Source organism: Sphingopyxis sp. GW821-FHT02C12 (assembly GCF_059421785.1).
Map to the genome: position 1 here is coordinate 1,293,537 of NZ_JBWKVQ010000002.1, position 19,327 is coordinate 1,312,863.

The window sequence follows — 19,327 nt, forward strand, 5'->3', positions numbered from 1 at the left end:
CATCCGGCGATCACACGCGATGAAAATCCTCTATATCCAATATGCGAACCCCGGCGGTTTTCCTGCAGCGATGCGCGCCGGGCGGCTGTGGCGCCGCGACGGGCACGAGGTCCGCTATCTCGGCGTAGGGTTCGGCGAGGACGACCCGCTTGCTGTCGCCGACGATCTTTCGGATGCCTGTGACTGGGTGTATTTCGGGCGCCTGACCCCGCTGCGTTTCGCCGCAAAGGCAGCCGCTCTGGTGCGGCGCTGGAAGCCCGACTGGCTCTATATCGCCGACGCGACCGCGGCGCTGCTCTGCGCACCGGTCCGTGCGTTTCATCGCGGCGGCATCGTCTATCACGAGCATGACTCGCCGGTCGAAGGCGCGTCGGCACGGCTGCGTGCCGAGTGGGCCGGGCGCAAGGCGATGGCGCGGCGCGCCGACGCCGTCGTGCTGCCCAATGCCGACCGCGCGGTGCTGCTGGCGCGCGATGCCGGGCTGGCCCCCGGACGCGCGCCGATTGTCGCGTGGAACACCCCCTGCCGCGACGAGGTCGGGCCGCCGCGCGCCATCGCCGGCGAAGGCCCGGTGCGTATCGTTTATGCGGGCTCGATCAACATCCACCGCGTCCCGTTCGCGCTGGTCGACGCGCTGGCCGCGGTGCCGAACATCGAACTGACGGTGATCGGATATGAGACCGTGTCGTCGCGCGGCCACAACGACCGCCTCCGCGCTCACGCCGAAACGCGGGGCTGTGCAGATCGGCTGCTGTTCCGCGGCGCGATGCCCTATCACGAGTTGCTCGGCGCATTGAGGAGTTATGACGTCACCTTTGCGGCGCTGCCGCTCGATGCCTTCGAAGTCAATTTGCGCCACATGGCCGGGGCCTCGAACAAGACCTTCGACGCGATCGGCCAGGGGCAGGCGCTCGTCGTCGGGCCGGGCGCCGACTGGCACGCGATGTTCGTCGAGCCGGGTTATGCGGTTGCCTGCGACCCCGCCGACGCGACATCGATCGCCGAGGCGTTCCGGCAGCTTGGCGCCGACCGCGACGCGGTGCGCGCGATGGGCGAAGCCGCACGCCAGCGGATGATCGCCGAATGGGCCTATGAGGAGCAATTCGCGCCGGTGCTGCGGATCATGACGCAGAGCAGCGGAGGCGGGGCGTGAAGATATTGACGCCGGTCAGCGGCAATCCCTGGGCGGTGCCCGATTGCTATTATCGCGGGCTAATCAATGCCGGGGCCGATGTCGCCGCATATGACATCGGCGAAGCGCCCGCCTCGCTGGCGGGGCGCATTCTGCTGCGCCTGCGGCGGCTGGCAGGGTCGGTCGCGGCGAAGACGCTCGAGCGTGCGGTCGCCGCCGAAAAACCCGATGTGCTGATCGTCTTCAAGGGTTTCGACTATCCCCCCGCCCTGCTCCGCAAAATCGCGGCGCGCGGTATCCAGCTGGTCAACTACAACCCCGACCACCCCTTTCGTTTCTTCCTGTCGGGCGCGGGCAACGCGAATGTCCGCGACAGCATTCCGGCCTATCGGCTCTATTTCACCTATAGCGGCCCGATCGGGCGCGAAATGCGCGAGGCCTATCCGGACCTGCCGGTCGCCGTGCTGCCCTTCGGCCATGCGGTCGACGATGCGCTGCACGACGAACTCGCGAGCGAGCCGGAGGTGCTCCGCGGCTGTTTCAACGCCAATCCCGACGAGGATCGCGCGGCAGCGGTCCGGCTGCTCGTCGAAAATGGCGTCGCGATGGACCTGTTCGGCTGGGGGTGGGAGAAGTTCCTGACCCCGGGGCCGATGCTCGGCATCTATCCGGTCGAGCGCGGCACCGACATGCTGCGCATCCTGCGGCGCTACCGGTTCCAGCTCAACATGTTCCGCCCGCACAACGAGGGCTCGCATAATCTGCGCAGCTTCGAAGTGCCGGCGGTCGGCGGCATATTGCTGGCGCCCGACAGCCCCGAGCATCGCGACTTCTTTGTGGCCGACCGCGACGCGTTTTATTTCGCCACCCCCGCCGAAATGCTGGCGAAGGCCCAGCGGCTGCTGGCGATGCCCGCCGCCGAGGCCGATGAGGTCCGGGCTTCGGCGCGACGGCGGACGGTCGAAATCGAATCCCATTTCGACGACCGCGCGCGCGCGATGCTCGCCGAGATTCGCCGGGTGATCACGGCATGAAGGTGCTGCTGCTCCTCAACGAAGACTATCAGGCGGCGAGCGGCATCGCGCAATATAATCGCAACGTCGCCGACGCGCTGCGCGGGATCGACGACGCCGAAATGCGCATCGTCTGCCGCGGGCGGATGGCGAGCGCCGCCGCCGACAAGGCGGTGTTCGGCGTGCAGGCGCTGTTCCACTGCCTCGTCTGGCGCCCCGACCTGATCTTCGTCGGCCATATCAACCTCGTCCCACTCGTCATCGGGATCGCCCGGCGTTTCGGCATCCCGGTCGTCCTCCCTGCGCATGGCATCGAAGTGTGGGACAAGCCGGGTCCGTCACGGCTGCGCGCCACCGAACAGGTCACCGAAATCTGGCCGGTCAGCCGGACGACCCAGGATCGCATGCGGAGTTGGATGCCGGATGTGCCGATGCACATCGTCCATAATTGCGTCGAACTGTCGGACTTCACCCCCGGCCCCACGCCCGACTATCTGGTCGATCGTTACGGGCTGGCGGGCAAGACTGTGGTGATGACGCTGGCGCGCCTGCCCGGATGGGACCGGCACAAGGGCGTCGACGAGATGATCCAGGCGATGGCCGACCTCAAGGAGCGCCAGCCCGACCTGCGCTATCTCGTCGCCGGCGAGGGCCCCGACAAACAGCGGCTGATCGATCTCGCCGCTGGGCTGGGGGTCGCCGACACGGTGATCTTCGCCGGTTTCATCGACCGCGCCGAAAAGCTCGATCACTACCGGCTCGCCGACGCCTTCGCGATGCCCAGCCGCGGCGAGGGTTTCGGCATCGTCTTTCTCGAATCGCTGGCGTGCGGGGTGCCGGTGATGGGCAGCACGCTCGATGGCGGGCGCGACGCGCTGCTCGACGGCGAATTGGGGCTGCTGGTCGATCCGGGCGATCGCGCCGCGGTCGCGGCGGGGGTCGAGGCGGTGCTGGCCGCCAAGGCACCGCCGCGTGCAGCGCTCGACGTCTACAGCTTCGACGCCTTTGCGAAGAGCATCGAGCAAGCGATGCGCGCGCTGATCGCCGGCACGGGCCTTGGACGCCCCTAGATGGAGACGGCAACTCCGCCACCGCGCGCCTTATGGGTCGACCGCGCCAAGGGCTATGGCATCATCCTGGTAGTCGTCGGCCATATCGCGACCGTCGACCGGCTGGTCCACGACATCTTCCTGTTTCACATGCCGCTGTTCTTCTTCCTGTCGGGTCTCACCTTCCGGTCCTTCAGCGGCGTCGCCGCGACGCTCGGCAAAGCGCGGGCGCTGCTGCTTCCCTATGTCGCCTTCGCCCTGCTCATCCTGTTTTGCCTGATCGTCGCCAATGCGGCGCTGGGAAGCGGGCTTCCCGTACCCGGCCCGCTTCACTTCCTGCTCGGCGGCACCTTCCTGACCGGTGCGTTCGGGACCTTCTGGTTCCCGACCGCGCTGCTCGTCACCTTGCTTCTGCTGAACCTGCTGCTTCGCCTGCCCTTGTGGGCGCAGGGCGCCGTCCTCGCCGCGACAGCGACCGCTTCCTTCCTGCTCGGCGGTCTCACCCCGTACAATCCCTATGGCCTGCTGACCGTCGGCATGGCGCTGCCCTTTGCCGCCGCCGGGCATCATGTCGGACTCGATCGGGTCGCAAAACCCGATTGGAAAACGCTCGCCGGGCTGGCGCTGTGCGCCACCGCCTTCTTCCTCCTCGCCCCCTATGGCGGAAAGGTCGATTTCAAATATCTGGATTATGGCGTCTTTCCGGTTGCGCCCCTCGCCGCCGCCGCCGCGATCGCCACGATCTGCTTCGTTTCCGCCATTCCCGTCCCCGGTGTGGTCGCGATCGGGCGCGCGTCGTTGACGATCATGTACACCCATCTTCTGGTGCTGACGCTGCTCAAACCCGCCGTGGAATGGCCGATTATCGCGGTCGTGGCGGTTGCTGTCGGGGTCGCGCTGCATCGGCTGTTCGCGCTGTCTTCGCCGACGCGGCGGCTGTTGCTCGGCATGCGCGCCTGATGCGTACCGCGTCGACATGGTCCGCGGCGCTCGACAGCGCGCGCGTAGCAGGGCATTAGGACCGCGCATGCTTTTCGAAACCGCAGAATCCACGATCCTGTTCTGGCTGTCGATCGGCGCCGTCACGATGTTCGGCGTGATGGCGCACACGATCCGCTCGAACAAGGGTACGCTCGGCTTTCCGATGGCCATGCTGTTCGCGCTGGCGATCATGCATGTGGCCGCCGGCGTTCACCTGATTCCCGGATATTACCACCAGTACGACCCCTATCTGAACGGCATCGGCTATACCCGCGACACGGTGGCCAAGGGGTTGCAGGTTTCGACCATCGGCTTCGTGATGATGGCGCTGGGCATCTGGTTGATGTCGTATCTGGGCGACAATTATCATGTCGATTTCGACGCGCGCCGCATGCCGGCCCGCTTCCTCCGCGTGGCGCAGAAAAGCGTGCTGGCGATTGGTGTGTTCTTCTTTTTCGCCATCACCGTCGTTCCCGCCATCGCGCAGATTCCGACGATCGGCGCCGTCATCGTCAGCGGCAAGAACCTGCTGATCATCGGTATCTGCTTGTCGATCCTGCGCCGCGTCTGGCTGAACGAAGGTCTGACGATGTGGCAGATCGGCGCGATCACCGTCGCCATTCCCATCGCCAACCTGCTCGGCAACGCGATTCTGGCCGACGCGGTCGCGGCGATCATCATCATCGGCTGTTTCTGGCTGACCATTGCGGGCCGTCGTTTCGGCATCGGCCGGGTGATACTCGCGGTCGTCGCCGCCAGCTATATCTTCCTGTTCCTGTCGACCAACTATCTGCTGACCCGCGGTCAGTTTCGCGAAGTGGTGTGGGAACCGACATCGACGCTGTCGGAGCGCGTCGACGGCCTCGTCGACGCGATCGGCCAGTTCGGCTCGCTGTCGAGCAGCGACCAGAAGCAGCTATACGTTCTCGACTCGCGCCTGAATCAGAGCCTGTTCACCGGCATGGCGGTCGAAAAACTCCAGGCGCAGCCCGACACCTATGAAAATGGCTCGACGCTCCTCGCCGGTCTCTTCGCTTTTGTCCCGCGCGCGATCTGGACGACCAAGCCGGTCCGCGGCGGCTCGGAATTCCTCACCGCGCATACCGGCTATCAGGCAAGCAACGAAACGACGTTCGGCATCGGGCCCTTTTTTGAGTTTTATGCCAATTTCGCGATGTTCGGCGTGATCTTCTTCTCGTTCCTGATGGGCCTGTTCGTCCGCTATCTCGACCTGCGGGCCTATCGCGCGCTCGCCGACGGGCGGATGACCGAGGCGATCCCGCTGATGTCGGGTCTTGTCGCGATGGTCCAGCCGCTGGCGAACATGTCGAGCCTGTTCTCGACCTTCTACGCCTCGCTGGTGATCGGTTTCATCGTGGCGAAGATCCTCGAGCGCTATCTCGATATCCGGCAGTTCGCCGAGAAACAGGGCCGAACCCAGCGGGTATGACGCGGATCCTGCTGACCAATCCCAGTTTCCGGCTCGAACATGGCGGTCCGGCCTATTCGGTCGGACGGCTGGCGGGGGCGCTCGCAGCGCTGGGTCATGACGTCACGGTGTGGGCCGCCGACGGCAGCGCCGACCGTGTCGCGACGATGGACCCCAGCGGCAGCGTGACGATCGCCGCCGCCGAACTGGACATGGTCCTGACCGCGCAGCGCTGGGACGTGGTGCACGACAATGGCCTTTGGCTGCCCCATGGCGCGCGGATCGCCGGCCACTGCCGTACGCACGCGATCCCGCGCCTGCTGAGTGTCAGGGGCATGATGCAGCCCTGGGCGTGGAACCACCGGCGCTGGAAGAAGCGCTTTGCCTGGGCGCTGTACCAGAAGCGCGGGGTCGAACAGGCAACGCGGCTGCACGCCACGGCGGACGACGAGGTCGCGCGCATCCGCGAACGTTATCCCGCGCGGCGGCCGCTGCTGATCGCCAACGGTATCGACATTCCCGACCAGCCGCCGCGCGCGCCGAAGGCCGATGGCGCGGTCCGCACCGCGCTGTTCCTGGGCCGGATCCATCCGGTGAAGGGGTTGACGATGCTCGTCGATGCCTGGGCCGCGGTCAGGCCGGCGGGCTGGCGGATGCAACTGGTCGGTCCCGACGAGGACGGGTTCCGCGCGCAACTGGAAGCGCAAATCGCCGCCGCAGGCCTTTCGGACACAATTTCGCTTGCAGGCCCCGCGAGTGGTGCCGCGAAAACCGCATTCTATGACGAGGCGTCGCTGTTCCTGCTGCCGAGCTATACCGAGAATTTCGGGATTTCGGCGGCAGAGGCGCTGGCCCACGCCATTCCCGTCATCACGACGACCGGAACGCCCTGGCAGGTTCTGGAAACCGAGGGCTGCGGCTGGTGGGTCGCGCCCGAGACCGCGGCGATCGCCGCCGCCCTCACCGACGCGACCTCGCGGCCCGACCGCGACCTCGTCGCCATGGGTGCGACGGGCCGTTCATGGGTTGCCGATAACCTGCACTGGCCCGCCATTGCCAAGCAGTTTGCCGATGCCTATGCGGACGCGATAGCCAACCCTTCGTTGGTTTAATCGGGGGATTTTCGTTGGTTGTTCCCGGCGTGCGCTTTTCGATCGTCACCGTCTGCTATAATCCCGGCGAGACGATCCTGGCCTGCCTGCGTTCGGTCGCCGAGCAGGGCTATCCGCATATCGAACATATCGTCATCGACGGCGCCTCGCCCGACGGCACCGCCGAGCGCATCGCTGCGCTCGACTGGTTCAAGGGCCGGCTGGTGTCCGAACCCGACAAGGGCATTTACGACGCGATGAACAAGGGCGCCGCGCTTGCGACCGGCGATTATCTGGGCTTCCTGAACGCTGACGACTGGCTCGGTGACCCCGATGCGATCGCCAGGCTCGCTGCCGCTGCCGCCGCACATCCGGGTGCCGATGCGGTGCAGGGCGATGTCGTTATCGTCGATCCCGACAAGCCGGGGCGCCAACGCTATTATTCGGGCGCCGGCAATTGGCAGCAGCGCCTGCGCTGGGGCCAGATGCCGCCGCATCCCGGTTTCTACATGCGCAGCGACCTGTTCCGCGAAATGGGCGGCTTTGCCACCGATTACCGGATCGCCGCCGATTACGACCTGATGCTCCGCTTCTTCTGCACCGCCGGGCGCAAGGCGGTGCATGTGCCCGCCCCGATCGTCACCATGGCGACCGGCGGCGTATCGAACCAGGGCTTGCAGAGCCGCAAGATCATCAACCGCGAAATCGGCGTCGCGTGCAAGCGCAACGGGGTGAAGACCAATTCGCTGATGATCTGGTCGAAATATCTGACCAAGATTTTCCAATATTGGCCGCGCAAGGCGGTCTGATGCCCGAAGGAACGACCCTCGTCACCGGCGCCAACGGCTTCGTCGGGGCCGAGATCGTGCGCCAATTGCGCGCGCAGAGCCTGGCCGTGCGCGGCGCGGTGCGAACCGCGACCGGCGCCGATGAGGTCGCGGTCGGCGATATCGGGCCCGATACCGACTGGAGCGCCGCGCTCGTTGGGGTCGATCGGGTGATCCATTGCGCGGCGCGTGTCCATCAGATGGACGACCGCGCCGCCGATCCGCTCGCCGCCTTCCGCGCCGTCAACCGCGACGGCACCGCCGCCTTGGCGCGGCAGGCCGCGGTCGCCGGGGCGACGCGGCTCGTCTTTCTGAGCTCGATCAAGGTCAATGGCGAGACGACACGCGGCCGCGCGCCTTTCACCGCCGCGGATGCGGCGTCGCCGCAAGACCCTTATGGCCAGTCCAAATGGGAGGCCGAACAGGCGCTCCACGCCATCGCCGCCGAAACGACTCTCGAAGTGACCATCGTCCGCCCGCCGCTCGTCTATGGCCCCGGGGTGCGCGCCAATTTCGCGCGCATGGTGTCGTGGGTGGCGCGCGGGCGCCCCCTGCCCTTCGGCCTTTGCAACAACCGGCGCAGTCTGGTCGCGGTGGCCAATCTCGCCTCGCTCGCGATCGCGGCGAGCCGGCATCCGGCCGCGGCGGGCGCGACGCTGATGGCGAGCGACGCCGAAAGCGTCAGCGTGCGAGAGCTGCTGGCACAGATCGGTACCGCCTTCGGCCGCCCCGCGCGGCTGCTTCCCGTCCCCGTTGCGCTGCTGCGGCTGCTCGGCAGTGTCATCGGCCAGCGCGCCGCGATCGACCGCCTGTGCGACCCGCTGCTGGTCGATGGCGCTCCGACGCGTGCATTGCTCGGCTGGCATCCGCCGGTGACGATGGCCGAGGAACTGGCGCGCATGGCGGCAGCGGAGCGGCGCGCATGATCGATACCGGCCTCGCGCTCACCGGCATCTGCCTGATCGCCACTCTTATGCTGCTCAGCCTCTATGTCGGCTGGGCGAAGCAGCGGATGGTCGACACGCCGAACGAGCGCAGCGCGCATGTCGTCGCGACCCCGACCGGCGGCGGGATCGTTTTCCTGTCGGTCTGGGTCGTCATGCTCGCCGCCGGGGCGCTGCTCATCCCCTATCAGGTCATTCCCGCCCTCGCGCTCGGCCCCGCCGTCGTGGCGCTGATGTGGCTCGGCTGGATCGACGACCGCACGCCCCTGCCGACGTCCTTGCGCTTCGCGGTCCAGTTCGGCTCGGCGGGGCTGTTCCTGCTGCTCTGGCCATGGCCCGACACGATCGGCCTCTGGTTCTGGCCGCTGGCGATCGTCGCGCTGCTCTATCTCGTCTATTCGGCGAATATCACCAATTTCATGGACGGCATCGACGGCATCGTCGCGCTGCAGATGCTTGGCTTCGTCGCCGGCACGCTGCTGATCCTGCCACCCACCGTGCTGACCCTGCCGATGCTGTTGCTCGGCGCGGCGGTGCTCGGTTTCTTCCTGTTCAACCGGCCGCCGGCCAAGCTGTTCATGGGCGACAGCGGCAGCGCGCCGCTGGGGCTGATCGTCGCCGCGGTCACGCTGGCGGTCGCCGCATCGAACTGGCGCTTCGGACTCGCGCTGCTCGTGTTGCAGGGGGTGTTCCTGTGCGACAGCGCGGTCACGCTGCTCCGCCGTTTCCTGCGCCGTCAGAATGTGACGCACGCCCACAGTGAGCATGCCTATCAGCACGCCAAGCGCCGCTGGGGGCACGCGCGGGTCAGCTATGGCCTGTTCGCGCTGACGCTGCTGATCCAACTGCCCGTCGCTTATGCGGTGGCGTGGAAACTGCCCTTCTGGATCGCCGGAATCGACCTCGTTCTGCTCGCGCTGCTCGCCGCGCTCTTCCGCGCCGGGGCACCGCGCGCCGATTGATCTTTTTGCGCAGCTTGTCCATAGATGCCGACAACCGGCCCGCACCGCGACGGGGGGATGCAACAGGATGAACAAGACCATATGAGTGTTGCAAACGCGCCGATTACCGGCCGCCGTCAGCGCTATGCGCTGGTTGGATGCGGACGTATTTCAGGACATCATTTTGCGGCGATCAAGGCGCACGCCGACCGGGCGGAGATCGTCGATGTATGCGACGTCGACCCGGTCGCGCTCGCCCGGGCGGTCGAATGCACTGGCGCTCGCGGCCATGCGTCGCTGACCGATATGCTCGCGGCCACCGATGCCGACGCGGTGATCGTCTCCTCGCCGAGCGGCCTCCACCCCGATCAGGTGATCGAGGTCGCCCAATCCGGACGCCATGTCGTGTCCGAAAAGCCGATGGCGACCCGCTGGCGCGACGCGCTGCGGATGGTCGAGGTGTGCGAGGAAGCCGGGGTCCGGCTGTTCATCGTCAAGCAGAACCGGCTCAACGCGACGCTGCAACTGCTCCGCCGCGCGGTCACCGAAGCGCGCTTCGGGCGCATCTACATGATCGCGCTGAATGTGTTCTGGACACGGCCGCAGGATTATTATGACAGCGCGGCCTGGCGCGGGACGTGGGAGTATGACGGCGGCGCGCTGATGAACCAGGCGAGCCATTATGTCGACCTGCTCGACTGGCTCGGCGGCCCGATCGAGAGCCTGCACGCCTATACCGCGACACTCGCGCGCAATATCGAGGTCGAGGACAGCGCCGTGATGAACATCCGCTGGCGTTCGGGCGCGCTCGGGTCGATGAACGTCACCATGCTGACCTATCCCAGGAATCTCGAAGGCTCGATCACCATCCTCGGCGAAAAAGGCAGCGTGAAGGTCGGCGGCGTCGCGCTCAACAAGATCGACCATTGGGAATTCGACACCCCGCACCCCGATGACGACCTCGTCGCGAACGCCTCCTACGACACCGGCTCGGTCTATGGTTTCGGGCATCAGCTTTATTACGACAATGTCATCGGCACGCTGGCGGGCGAATGCGCTCCCACGACCGACGGACGCGAAGGGCTGCGCAGCATGGAGGTGCTGATCGCCTCTTATCTTTCCGCGCGCGACGGCAAGCGCGTCTCTTTGCCGCTGGATTACTGATGGGTGTCAAGATTCACGAAACCGCGATCGTCGATGCGGGCGCCGAAATCGGCGACGGCACCGCGATCTGGCATTGGGTGCATGTCTGCGGCACCGCGCGCATCGGTGCGGGAAGCTCGCTCGGGCAGAATGTCTATGTCGGCAATCATGTCTCGATCGGCAACAATGTCCGCATCCAGAACGGTGTGTCGGTCTATGATGCGGTGACGCTGGAGGACGATGTCTTCTGCGGCCCCGCCATGGTCTTCACCAACGTCTACAACCCGCGCGCCGCGGTGCCGCGCAAGGACGAGTATCGCGAAACGCTGGTGCGCAAGGGTGCGACGCTGGGGGCGAACTGCACGATCGTGTGCGGCGTCACGATCGGCGAATATGGCTTCGTCGGCGCGGGCAGTGTGATCACGCGCGACGTCAAACCCTATGCGCTGATGGTCGGGGTGCCGGCGCGGCGGATCGGCTGGATGTGCGAATGCGGCGTCCGGCTGGAGGGCAGCGGCGACGTGACCTGCACCGCCTGCGCCAGCAGCTACCGGATCACCGGCGAAGACTGCGCGCCGCGATGAGCGAGACGATCGAGTTCAACGACCTGAAGGCGCAATATCGCGTGGTGAAGGCGTCGGTCGATGCGCGCATCCAGGCGGTGCTCGACCATGGCCAATATATCATGGGTCCCGAGGTCGCCGAGCTCGAGGAAAAGCTCGCCGCCTATACCGGCGCGAAGCATTGCATAGGGGTCGCGTCGGGGACCGAAGCGCTGCTGATCGCGCTGATGGCACTCGACATCGGGCGCGGCGACGAGGTCATCACCACCTCGGCGACCTTCGTTGCAACGGTCGAAGTGATCGCATTGCTCGGCGCGACCCCCGTGTTCGTCGACATCGACCCCGCGACATCGACCATCGATCCGCAGGCGGTGAAGGCGGCGATCGGCGAGAAGACGCGCGCGATCATCCCCGTCTCGCTCTATGGCCAGTGCGCCGACATGGACGCGATCAACGCCATCGCCGCGCCGCACGGCATAGCGGTGATCGAGGATGGCGCGCAGAGCTTTGGCGCGACCTACAAGGGGCGGCGCAGCGGAAACCAGTCGCTGCTGGGCTGTACCAGTTTTTTTCCGGCCAAGCCGCTCGGTTGCTATGGCGACGGCGGCGCGATCTTCACCGACGACGACGCGCTGGCGCAGGCGTGCCGCGAAATCCGCGTCCACGGTCAGTCGAAGCGTTTCCACCACACCCGCGTGGGGGTCGGCGGGCGGCTCGACACAATCCAGGCGGCGGTGCTGCTCGCGAAGCTCGAAATCTTCGACGAGGAGATCGCGCGGCGCCATGCGCTCGGGGCACGCTATCTTGCGGCCTTTGCCGGCCATAATGCGCTCGAATTGCCGATGATCGGCGAAGATCGCACCAGTGTCTGGGGCTATTTTGCCCTGAAATCGCCCGACCGCGCCGCGATCCTCGATGCGCTCAAGGCGGCGGGCGTGCCGAGCGGGGTGCATTATCCCGAACCGATGCACGTCCAGCCGGCGTATCGGGACAAATGCCGCGTCAGCGGGAGCATGGCCGAAACCGACCGCTGGGCGGCACAAGTCTTCAGCCTGCCGATGCACGCCTATCTGACCGACGATGTCCAGGATCGCGTCATCGCCGCGGTGCTGGCAGGGGCCGGTTCGGTCTAGGGACGGGCATGAGCCGCCTCCTCAACATGCAGCTGAGTTGGCCGGCGACCCTGCTCGAACGGTTGCGCCGCCTGTTCGAGTCGAACTGGCACCGGCTGAGCGGCCGCCGCTATTTCATCGACACCGCGGGGACGCAGGTCGAAGTGCATTTCCGGATGTGGTTTGCGCAGAAGATCCTGCGCGGCAACGCCGACGCCTATTGGCCGGTGCACCCCTCGACCCGCGTGTCCGGCGCACGCTTCATCGTCATCGGCGCCGAAACCTCGCCGGGATGGAGCACGGGCTGCGAAATCGACGGGCGCGGCGGGCTTTATGTCGGCGATTACACCCAGCTCGCTCCCAATGTCCGGCTGTTGTCGCTGGTCGATGGTGCGGGACCACCCTCGCCGCCGCATGATTTCGCGATCGCCATCGGCCGCCATTGCCTGATCGCGATGAATGCGACGGTGCAGGCCGGCGTCAAGCTCGGCGATTTCACCATCGTCGGCGCGGGCGCGGTGGTGACCGAAAGCTTTCCCGAGGGCCATTGCGTCGTCGCCGGCAATCCCGCGCGTGTCGTCGCGCGCCTCGGCCCGGCGCAATGCGAAACCTGGCAGCGCCCGAACGCCTATGTCGGCTACACGCCGCTCGACCGGATCGCCAGCTTGCGCGGCCCGGCGATCGACCCCGTGCTGTTCGACCGCATTTGGGGTGCGTCATGAATCTGCCCTGGAAGACCCGTTTCGCGCAGCAGGTCCTCGGGATCAACGGCGGCGCCTATTGGCCGATGCACCCGGCGAGCCAGCTCGATTATCCGAACCGCGTCCTGCTCGGGCGCGGCAGCGCGCCGGGGATCGAGCCTTTTTGCTATGTCAGCGCGAACATGGGGATCGTCGTCGGCCATGGCGTGTCGGTCGGGCGCGGCGTCGGCCTGATCAGCGGCAACCACGACCCGGTGCGGCTGACCGACTATCTCGAAGGCCCACCATTGGTGATCGGCGACCATTGCGTGATCGAGGATGGCTGTACGATCCTGCCCGGAGTCGAACTCGCCGATTTCTGCATCGTGACGCGCGGCAGCGTCGTCACCCGCTCGTGCTTCGATCCGCGATCGATCCTGACCGGCAACCCCGCGAAGGTCGTCGGCACGCACGACCGCCCTGCCCCGCCGATCCCCGCCGACGCCCGGCACGGCTATGTCGCTGCGGGTGATTTCGCCGATTTCGCGCGCCGCAACCTGCGCCACCAATATCTCGGCCGTTTCGCCGCCGCCTTTACCTCGCCGCCTGCGGAGGCTAGCTGAACCGCATGTGCGGCTGGGGAATATTGGCAAATCGCGACGGCCGCCCGGTCGAACCCGGACGATTGCAGGCGATGGCCGACGCTGTCGCGCACCGCGGTCCCGATTCCGAAGGCATCGTCACCCTCGGCCCGGTCGGACTCGCGCACCGCCGGCTGGCGGTGATCGACGTCGACGACCGGTCGAACCAGCCGATGCGCGACGGCGACAACTGGCTGCTGTTCAACGGCGCCATCTATAACTTCCCCGAATTGCGCGCCGAGCTGGAGGGTTTGGGCCGCCATTTCCATACCCAATCGGATACCGAGGTGCTGCTCCACGCGCTGGACCAGTGGTGGACCGACGCGCTGCCGCGGCTGCGCGGCATGTTCTCCTTCGTCTTCTACGACGCGCGGCGGCAGACGATGCTCCTCGGGCGCGACCGTTTCGGGATCAAGCCGCTCTGCTATCATCTGTCCGATCGCGTGCTGCTCGCCGGGTCGGAGGCGAAACAGTTGCTCGCCACCGGGCTCGTCGACAGCGCCCCCAACCACGACATGCTGCGCCGCTTCCTCGAATATGGGCATCTCAATTTCGACGCGCGGAGCTTCTTTGTCGGGATCAAGGCGCTGCCGCCCGGCCATCTCGCCACCTATGACCTGACGACCCGCGCGTTCGCGACTGCGCGCTGGTACGATCTTGCCGCACAGGTCGAGCCGCTCGCTATCGGCTATGAAGAAGCGCGCGAACGGCTCCGGGCGCTGTTTTTCGACGCGGTGCGCGCGCACCATGTCGCCAATGTTCCGCTCGGCGCCAGCCTGTCGGGCGGGGTCGACAGCTCGTCGATCGCCGCGGCGAGCGCCGGCGTCGTGGGCGATCCGGCGCAGTTTCCGGTCTTCACCGTCTTCCACGCCGACCGGCACCATGACGAACGCGGATACGCCGCCCAGGTCGCACAGCGCTTCGGCTATCGCCAGGTCGAGGTTCCGGTCTCGCTGGTCGACTATTACACCCCCGAATGGCTCGAGGCCTTCGCCTGGTCGCAGGACCAGCCGCTGCCGAGCGGTAGCCATTTCAACGAACATGCGCTGTTCCGCGCCGCGCATGAAGCGGGGGTGACGGTGATGCTCGACGGCCAGGGTGCCGACGAATATTTCGGCGGCTATGGCGAATTCTGGCTCGCGGCGCAGCGTGAGGCTCTCGGTGCGGGGCGGCTCGGCGAGGCATGGCAAAATTTTCGCGGGCGGAGCCTGACGACGGGCGATGGCCTGCCGCTGACCTTGCGCAAATATCTTGCCGCCGGGCGGCAATCGGACCGGCTGATTTCGCCGCTGATGGCCGGAATGTGGCGCGGCGGCGGCACCGAATCCTACACCCCCGTCGCGCCGCCAACCGGCTACAAGCCGTTGTCGCTCGACGAACTGACGCGGACGAGCATCCCCTACCAGCTCCATTCGCAGGACCGCAACGCGATGCAGTTCGGTATCGAATCGCGCGTTCCCTTCCTCGATCACCGGCTCGTCGAGTTCGTCATGGGGCTGCCGACGCGCTTCCTCGTCGGCAAGGGGTGGCAGAAACTGATCCTGCGCGACGCGATGGATGCGCTGCCCGACACCGTGCGCTGGCGGCGCGACAAGATCGGTTTCTCTTCGCCCGACGCGAGTTTCGGCCGCGACCATCCCGACCGCATGGCGGCGATGATCGACGATGCGCTGCGGGTGCTGGGGCCGCTGCTCGACGTGACGACGCTTCGCGAACGGATCGCCGCTTCGGCGCGCCATAGCCTGCCCTATGATCCGGCGAATTTCCGTCTGATCAGCCTCGCCGCCTGGGTGCGGCGCTTCGCGGTGCCGCTATGATCACCATCGTCGATTATGACGCGGGCAACCCGCGATCGATCATCAACATGCTGCAGTATCTCGGCCACCGCGCCGAATTGACCGGCGATCCCGACGCGATCGCACGCGCCGAGCGGCTGATCCTGCCCGGCGTCGGCAAGTTCGACTGGGGCATGCAGCGCCTGCACGACAAGGGACTCGTCGCGCCGCTGCGCGAGGCGGTCGAACGCCGCGCCGTCCCCATGCTCGGCATCTGCCTCGGCGCCCAATTGCTGACGCGCGGCAGCGAAGAGGGTGAATTGCCGGGGTTCGATTGGGTGCCCGCAAAGACCGTCGCCTTCGACCGTTCGCGCCTCGGCGACCGGCTCAAGGTTCCGCACATCGGCTGGGCCGACACCGCCTGGAACGCCGGACACCGCATGGCGCTCGATGCCGATGCCGCCCGCTATTATTACGTCCACAGCTTCCACATCGCCTGCGACGACCCGGCGACCGAGCTGTGCAGCACCGTCCATGGCTATCGCTTCACCGCCGGGGTCGAAAAGGACAATGTCTTCGGGGTCCAGTTCCACCCCGAAAAGAGCCTGTCGTTCGGCATGGCGGTGCTCGATCGTTTTGCGGCGATCTGATCGGCGCGGGGCCATGAATTCGATTGGCGCCGCGCACCCTTTTCTGTAACCGCCGGGGCCGGCCCATGTCGGCACAGGCGGTTCGCCAGGCCCTTCAACGCGATGCGGAGACGATTTGGTGAAGACGATCGCCGACAGGCTGGTGAATATCTCCCGTCTGAACTTCGTTCGCAATTTCGCGACGCTCTCGGGCGGACAGGCGATCGCGACGCTGATCCCGATCCTCACCGCGCCGATCCTCGGGCGGCTCTACCTGCCCGCCGAGTATGGCGTGCTCGGCACCTATATGGCGTTCGGCGCGGTGCTCGCGACGATCGGCAATCTCCAATATTTCAAGGGCGTGATCGTCGACAAGCAAGAGCATGACGCGATCGCGACGCTTGCGCTGGCGATGCGCATCACGCTTGGCATGTCGGTACTGGCGCTCGCGGTCGTCGCGCTGGTCCGGCTTCTGGAACCGGCGAGCTGGTCGAACAGCGAACTCTGGCCCTGGTTCTGGCTGTTGCCGCTCACCATCCTGATGGCGAGCCAGACCGCCGCGCTGCAGGCCTTCGCCAACCGCCAGAACCGCTATGGCTTCATGAGCCGGCTGCAGATCGTCAGCGTCGTGGTCACGACCGGCCTGTCGATCGGACTGGGGCTGTTGAAATGGGGTGCGGCCGGCCTGATGACCGCCTATTTTGCCGGCCAGATCATCGCCTTTTTCTATGTGATCGCCGGAAATCGTGAGGCTTTCGGGCTGGCGCGCCGGGCGCAATGGGCCGATATGCGCGCCGCGGCGGTGCGCCACCGCGATTTTGCGCAATGGACCACCCCGACGGCGGTCGTCGAACAGGTCGCGATGGCCTTCCCCATCTATGTCCTTGGCCTGCGGGGCGGGATGCTCGACGTCGTCGGCCATTTCAACCGCGCGCGCAGCCTTCTCGCCCTGCCCGTCCAGATGTTCGCGACGGCGATCGGCCAGGTGTTCTTCCGGCGCGGCGCCGAAGAGATCGCGCGGCTCGATAGCGCCACCCATCTTTTTTACCGGCTGGCGATCGGGCTCACCGCGATCGCTGTCCCGATGTTCGGCATCCTCTATCTGATCGCCCCGACGCTGTTCGTCTTCGTGCTCGGCCCCAATTGGCACGAGACCGGAGAGGTCGCGCGCATCCTCGCCCCCGTCATCGGGCTGCAATTCGTGGTTCAGCCGCTGACCAAGATCCTGTGGCTGCACGGCTACCAGCGGCTCGATTTCATCATGTCGGTCAGTTTCGCGGCCTTCACCATCGGCGCCGTGCTGCTCGCGACGCAGATCATCTCCAGTCCGATGAACGTGATCGTCGCCTATGCGATGGCGCAGGGGGTGATGTACGTCGCCTTCCTCGCGGTCGCCTTCTGGATCGCGCACCGCCATCGCCATCTTCGCGCCGAACCGGCGGCGCTGTGATAGACATATCGGAAAGCCTGTCATATGCCTTGGGCGGGCACTTCCTGATATTCTTTCGATTGTTGCACGCGATACCATTGATATGACCGATATTTCTGCCGATCCGGCGACCTGCCTCGCCGACAGGATGGAAATCAGCGCGGCGCTGCGCCTGTCGCGGTTCCTGCCGCGCTACATGGCGCGCCAGTTGATGGGCCGGCAGCATATCGCCCGCCGCGTCCACCGCGACACCTCCGGCTATGCGGTGACCGGCACCCCCGAACATTGGCTCGACCAGTTCGTCTACCAGCGCGCGGCCAAGGCCTATTGGCCCGTCGACCGGTCGAGCAAAGTGGTCAACTGGCGCAATATCAAGGTCGGTATCGACGTCGCGCCGGGGTTCATGCCGAACTGCTATATCCAGGGCATCGGCCTGATCGACATCGGCGACTATGTATGGATCGCGCCGGGGGTGCATATCATCTCCGCGAACCATGACATCCACGACCACCGGCTCCACCATCCCGACCGGGTCGTCGTCGGCCGTCACAGCTGGCTGGGCGGCGGGGCGAAGATCATGCCGGGCGTCGAACTCGGCCCCTTCACCATCGTCGCCGCCGGCGCGGTCGTCACCCGCTCCTTCCCCGAAGGCTATCAGGTCCTCGCCGGCATCCCGGCCAAGCCGGTGCGTCAGATCGATGCGGCGCAATGTGTCGATTATGCGCGCGACCACCGCTATCATGGCTATATCCCGGAAGACGATTTTCCCGCCTTCGCGAAGCAGGCGCTGAATCCGGCGTTGCAGGGAGGCTGAAGGCGTGGAGGGCTATTTTTCGCAACCGCGAACGATCCTGATCATCTCGCCGCAGGCGTGGAACGCGCCCAATGTGTCGAAGCATCATTATGCCCGCCTGCTCGGCGAATTGGGGCATCGCGTCTTTTTCGTCGAACCGCCCGACCACAGCCGTCGCGACCGGAATGTCGCTATCCTGCCGAGCGACGCGGCGGGCGTGTCGCTCGTCCGTTATCGCCTGCCCTTCCCCTATCGCATCAAGTTTCACGCCCGGCCGCTGTTCAAATGGCTGATGAAGGGCGTCACCCGCCGGGTGGCAAGGACCGTTCCGGGGCCGATCGACCTGGTTTGGGATTTCGACAATGAATATATGTTCAATGATCTCGGCGATTTTTCTGCCGATTTCAGCATCTTCCATCCCGTAGATGACATTGCGCCGCAATTCTCGTCGACCAAGTTCGCGCAGTTGATCCTCGCCAACAACGGCTTTTACATTTCCTCGCTGCCCGCAAGCGGCGCCCGCACCGCCTTGATCCCGCACGGGACGCAGGGCGCATTCCTCGACCTCGCGCGCACGCGCCTCGACGGCACGCAACCGGCGTTTCGCGCGGTGCCGAAGGTCGTCGGCTATGTCGGCAACCTCGACCGCAAGGATATCGACTGGGAGGCGCTTTACGCCGTGATCGGCGCGCACCCCGAACTCGAATTCCGGATGATCGGTCCCTATCGCAGTTCCACCCCGCACGACCCCAGGATCGAAAAACTGCGGGCCTTCGCCAATGTTACCCTGCTCGGGCGGCTCGAATCGCACGAAGTCATCGCCCGCTCGGCGGATGTCGACATCTGGTTCGTCGCCTATCGCTACGAAAAGGCGAAGGGCCTGATCTATCCGCACAAGATCAACGAGTTTCTCGCCACCGGGAAGCCGGTCCTCGCCAGCCAATTGTCCTTCACCTTTCCCCCCGGGGCGGTGACCTGTTCGGCCTATGAAGACAATCGCGACATGCCCGAGTTGATGGGCCGGATCGTGGCCGATTATGCCGAGGTCGGGGCGCCGCTCGCGGCCACACGCGCGCGTTTCGCCGCCGAAAACAGCTACTCCGACCATATCGCCACCATCTCGCGTCTGATCGCCGACGTGAAAGCAGGATAGCC

At 66.0% G+C, this 19,327-nt stretch carries 19 protein-coding genes; all 19 read left to right on the plus strand.

Features of this window, described 5'->3' with window-relative positions:
• Positions 1 to 19: 19 nt before the first annotated feature.
• The 19 genes from AC07U1_RS21505 to AC07U1_RS21595 all read left to right on the plus strand — a co-directional run bounded on the left by AC07U1_RS21505 (position 20) and on the right by AC07U1_RS21595 (position 19,325).
• Positions 20 to 1,153, plus strand: a complete 1,134-nt coding sequence (locus AC07U1_RS21505; RefSeq protein WP_495177578.1) for a glycosyltransferase family protein — start codon at positions 20 to 22, stop codon at positions 1,151 to 1,153.
• Positions 1,150 to 2,166: a CgeB family protein gene (locus AC07U1_RS21510; protein WP_495177577.1), complete on the plus strand. Its 1,017-nt coding sequence runs from the start codon at positions 1,150 to 1,152 to the stop codon at positions 2,164 to 2,166. Before AC07U1_RS21505 ends, AC07U1_RS21510 begins: the two co-directional genes overlap by 4 nt.
• Complete coding sequence (locus AC07U1_RS21515) at positions 2,163 to 3,215, plus strand: glycosyltransferase family 4 protein (protein ID WP_495177576.1); 1,053 nt, start codon at positions 2,163 to 2,165, stop codon at positions 3,213 to 3,215. Before AC07U1_RS21510 ends, AC07U1_RS21515 begins: the two co-directional genes overlap by 4 nt.
• On the plus strand, positions 3,216 to 4,154 hold the full coding sequence (locus tag AC07U1_RS21520) for an acyltransferase family protein (RefSeq protein ID WP_495177575.1): 939 nt from the start codon (positions 3,216 to 3,218) through the stop codon (positions 4,152 to 4,154).
• Positions 4,155 to 4,221: 67 nt separating this feature from the next.
• On the plus strand, positions 4,222 to 5,625 hold the full coding sequence (locus AC07U1_RS21525) for a hypothetical protein (protein ID WP_495177574.1): 1,404 nt from the start codon (positions 4,222 to 4,224) through the stop codon (positions 5,623 to 5,625).
• A complete protein-coding gene (locus AC07U1_RS21530; RefSeq protein ID WP_495177573.1) occupies positions 5,622 to 6,716 on the plus strand; it encodes a glycosyltransferase in 1,095 nt (364 codons plus the stop codon). Before AC07U1_RS21525 ends, AC07U1_RS21530 begins: the two co-directional genes overlap by 4 nt.
• Before the next feature lie 14 nt (positions 6,717 to 6,730).
• Positions 6,731 to 7,504, plus strand: coding sequence for a glycosyltransferase family 2 protein (locus AC07U1_RS21535; protein ID WP_495177572.1), 774 nt, complete (start codon positions 6,731 to 6,733; stop codon positions 7,502 to 7,504).
• Positions 7,504 to 8,448 (plus strand): NAD-dependent epimerase/dehydratase family protein, encoded by a 945-nt coding sequence (locus AC07U1_RS21540; protein ID WP_495177571.1) that lies wholly within the window; start codon positions 7,504 to 7,506, stop codon positions 8,446 to 8,448. The genes AC07U1_RS21535 and AC07U1_RS21540 overlap by 1 nt, the downstream gene beginning before the upstream one ends.
• Positions 8,445 to 9,428 carry an MraY family glycosyltransferase gene (locus AC07U1_RS21545; RefSeq protein WP_492739645.1) on the plus strand — a complete coding sequence of 328 codons (984 nt, stop codon included), beginning with the start codon at positions 8,445 to 8,447 and terminating at the stop codon, positions 9,426 to 9,428. Before AC07U1_RS21540 ends, AC07U1_RS21545 begins: the two co-directional genes overlap by 4 nt.
• 81 nt (positions 9,429 to 9,509) lie before the next feature.
• Positions 9,510 to 10,571: a Gfo/Idh/MocA family protein gene (locus AC07U1_RS21550; protein ID WP_056351570.1), complete on the plus strand. Its 1,062-nt coding sequence runs from the start codon at positions 9,510 to 9,512 to the stop codon at positions 10,569 to 10,571.
• Complete coding sequence (locus AC07U1_RS21555; protein ID WP_495177570.1) at positions 10,571 to 11,134, plus strand: acyltransferase; 564 nt, start codon at positions 10,571 to 10,573, stop codon at positions 11,132 to 11,134. Before AC07U1_RS21550 ends, AC07U1_RS21555 begins: the two co-directional genes overlap by 1 nt.
• Entirely contained in the window at positions 11,131 to 12,246 is a 1,116-nt protein-coding gene (locus tag AC07U1_RS21560) for a DegT/DnrJ/EryC1/StrS family aminotransferase (RefSeq protein WP_495177569.1), read from the plus strand. The genes AC07U1_RS21555 and AC07U1_RS21560 overlap by 4 nt, the downstream gene beginning before the upstream one ends.
• Positions 12,247 to 12,254: 8 nt before the next feature.
• Positions 12,255 to 12,947 (plus strand): acyltransferase, encoded by a 693-nt coding sequence (locus AC07U1_RS21565; protein ID WP_495177568.1) that lies wholly within the window; start codon positions 12,255 to 12,257, stop codon positions 12,945 to 12,947.
• Positions 12,944 to 13,528, plus strand: coding sequence for an acyltransferase (locus AC07U1_RS21570; protein WP_495177567.1), 585 nt, complete (start codon positions 12,944 to 12,946; stop codon positions 13,526 to 13,528). Before AC07U1_RS21565 ends, AC07U1_RS21570 begins: the two co-directional genes overlap by 4 nt.
• 5 nt (positions 13,529 to 13,533) lie before the next feature.
• Positions 13,534 to 15,363, plus strand: coding sequence for an asparagine synthase (glutamine-hydrolyzing) (asnB, locus tag AC07U1_RS21575; protein WP_495177566.1), 1,830 nt, complete (start codon positions 13,534 to 13,536; stop codon positions 15,361 to 15,363).
• Positions 15,360 to 15,971, plus strand: coding sequence for an imidazole glycerol phosphate synthase subunit HisH (hisH, locus tag AC07U1_RS21580; protein ID WP_495177565.1), 612 nt, complete (start codon positions 15,360 to 15,362; stop codon positions 15,969 to 15,971). The genes asnB and hisH overlap by 4 nt, the downstream gene beginning before the upstream one ends.
• A gap of 118 nt (positions 15,972 to 16,089) precedes the next feature.
• On the plus strand, positions 16,090 to 17,400 hold the full coding sequence (locus AC07U1_RS21585) for a lipopolysaccharide biosynthesis protein (protein ID WP_495177564.1): 1,311 nt from the start codon (positions 16,090 to 16,092) through the stop codon (positions 17,398 to 17,400).
• 82 nt (positions 17,401 to 17,482) lie between these two features.
• Positions 17,483 to 18,193, plus strand: coding sequence for an acyltransferase (locus AC07U1_RS21590; protein WP_495177563.1), 711 nt, complete (start codon positions 17,483 to 17,485; stop codon positions 18,191 to 18,193).
• A gap of 4 nt (positions 18,194 to 18,197) precedes the next feature.
• Positions 18,198 to 19,325, plus strand: a complete 1,128-nt coding sequence (locus tag AC07U1_RS21595) for a glycosyltransferase family protein (RefSeq protein ID WP_495177562.1) — start codon at positions 18,198 to 18,200, stop codon at positions 19,323 to 19,325.
• The last annotated feature ends 2 nt before the right edge of the window (positions 19,326 to 19,327 follow it).

Bases quoted from the DNA above. Each gene is read 5' to 3' on its own strand.
- AC07U1_RS21570 (WP_495177567.1), top strand. From the start codon at position 12,944: ATGAATCTGCCCTGGAAGACCCGTTTCGCGCAGCAGGTCCTCGGGATC.
- AC07U1_RS21555 (WP_495177570.1), top strand. From the start codon at position 10,571: ATGGGTGTCAAGATTCACGAAACCGCGATCGTCGATGCGGGCGCCGAA.
- AC07U1_RS21520 (WP_495177575.1), top strand. From the start codon at position 3,216: ATGGAGACGGCAACTCCGCCACCGCGCGCCTTATGGGTCGACCGCGCC.
- AC07U1_RS21560 (WP_495177569.1), top strand. From the start codon at position 11,131: ATGAGCGAGACGATCGAGTTCAACGACCTGAAGGCGCAATATCGCGTG.
- AC07U1_RS21590 (WP_495177563.1), top strand. From the start codon at position 17,483: ATGACCGATATTTCTGCCGATCCGGCGACCTGCCTCGCCGACAGGATG.
- AC07U1_RS21565 (WP_495177568.1), top strand. From the start codon at position 12,255: ATGAGCCGCCTCCTCAACATGCAGCTGAGTTGGCCGGCGACCCTGCTC.
- AC07U1_RS21505 (WP_495177578.1), top strand. From the start codon at position 20: ATGAAAATCCTCTATATCCAATATGCGAACCCCGGCGGTTTTCCTGCA.
- hisH (WP_495177565.1), top strand. From the start codon at position 15,360: ATGATCACCATCGTCGATTATGACGCGGGCAACCCGCGATCGATCATC.
- AC07U1_RS21550 (WP_056351570.1), top strand. From the start codon at position 9,510: ATGAGTGTTGCAAACGCGCCGATTACCGGCCGCCGTCAGCGCTATGCG.
- AC07U1_RS21545 (WP_492739645.1), top strand. From the start codon at position 8,445: ATGATCGATACCGGCCTCGCGCTCACCGGCATCTGCCTGATCGCCACT.
- AC07U1_RS21530 (WP_495177573.1), top strand. From the start codon at position 5,622: ATGACGCGGATCCTGCTGACCAATCCCAGTTTCCGGCTCGAACATGGC.
- AC07U1_RS21525 (WP_495177574.1), top strand. From the start codon at position 4,222: ATGCTTTTCGAAACCGCAGAATCCACGATCCTGTTCTGGCTGTCGATC.
- AC07U1_RS21540 (WP_495177571.1), top strand. From the start codon at position 7,504: ATGCCCGAAGGAACGACCCTCGTCACCGGCGCCAACGGCTTCGTCGGG.
- asnB (WP_495177566.1), top strand. From the start codon at position 13,534: ATGTGCGGCTGGGGAATATTGGCAAATCGCGACGGCCGCCCGGTCGAA.
- AC07U1_RS21515 (WP_495177576.1), top strand. From the start codon at position 2,163: ATGAAGGTGCTGCTGCTCCTCAACGAAGACTATCAGGCGGCGAGCGGC.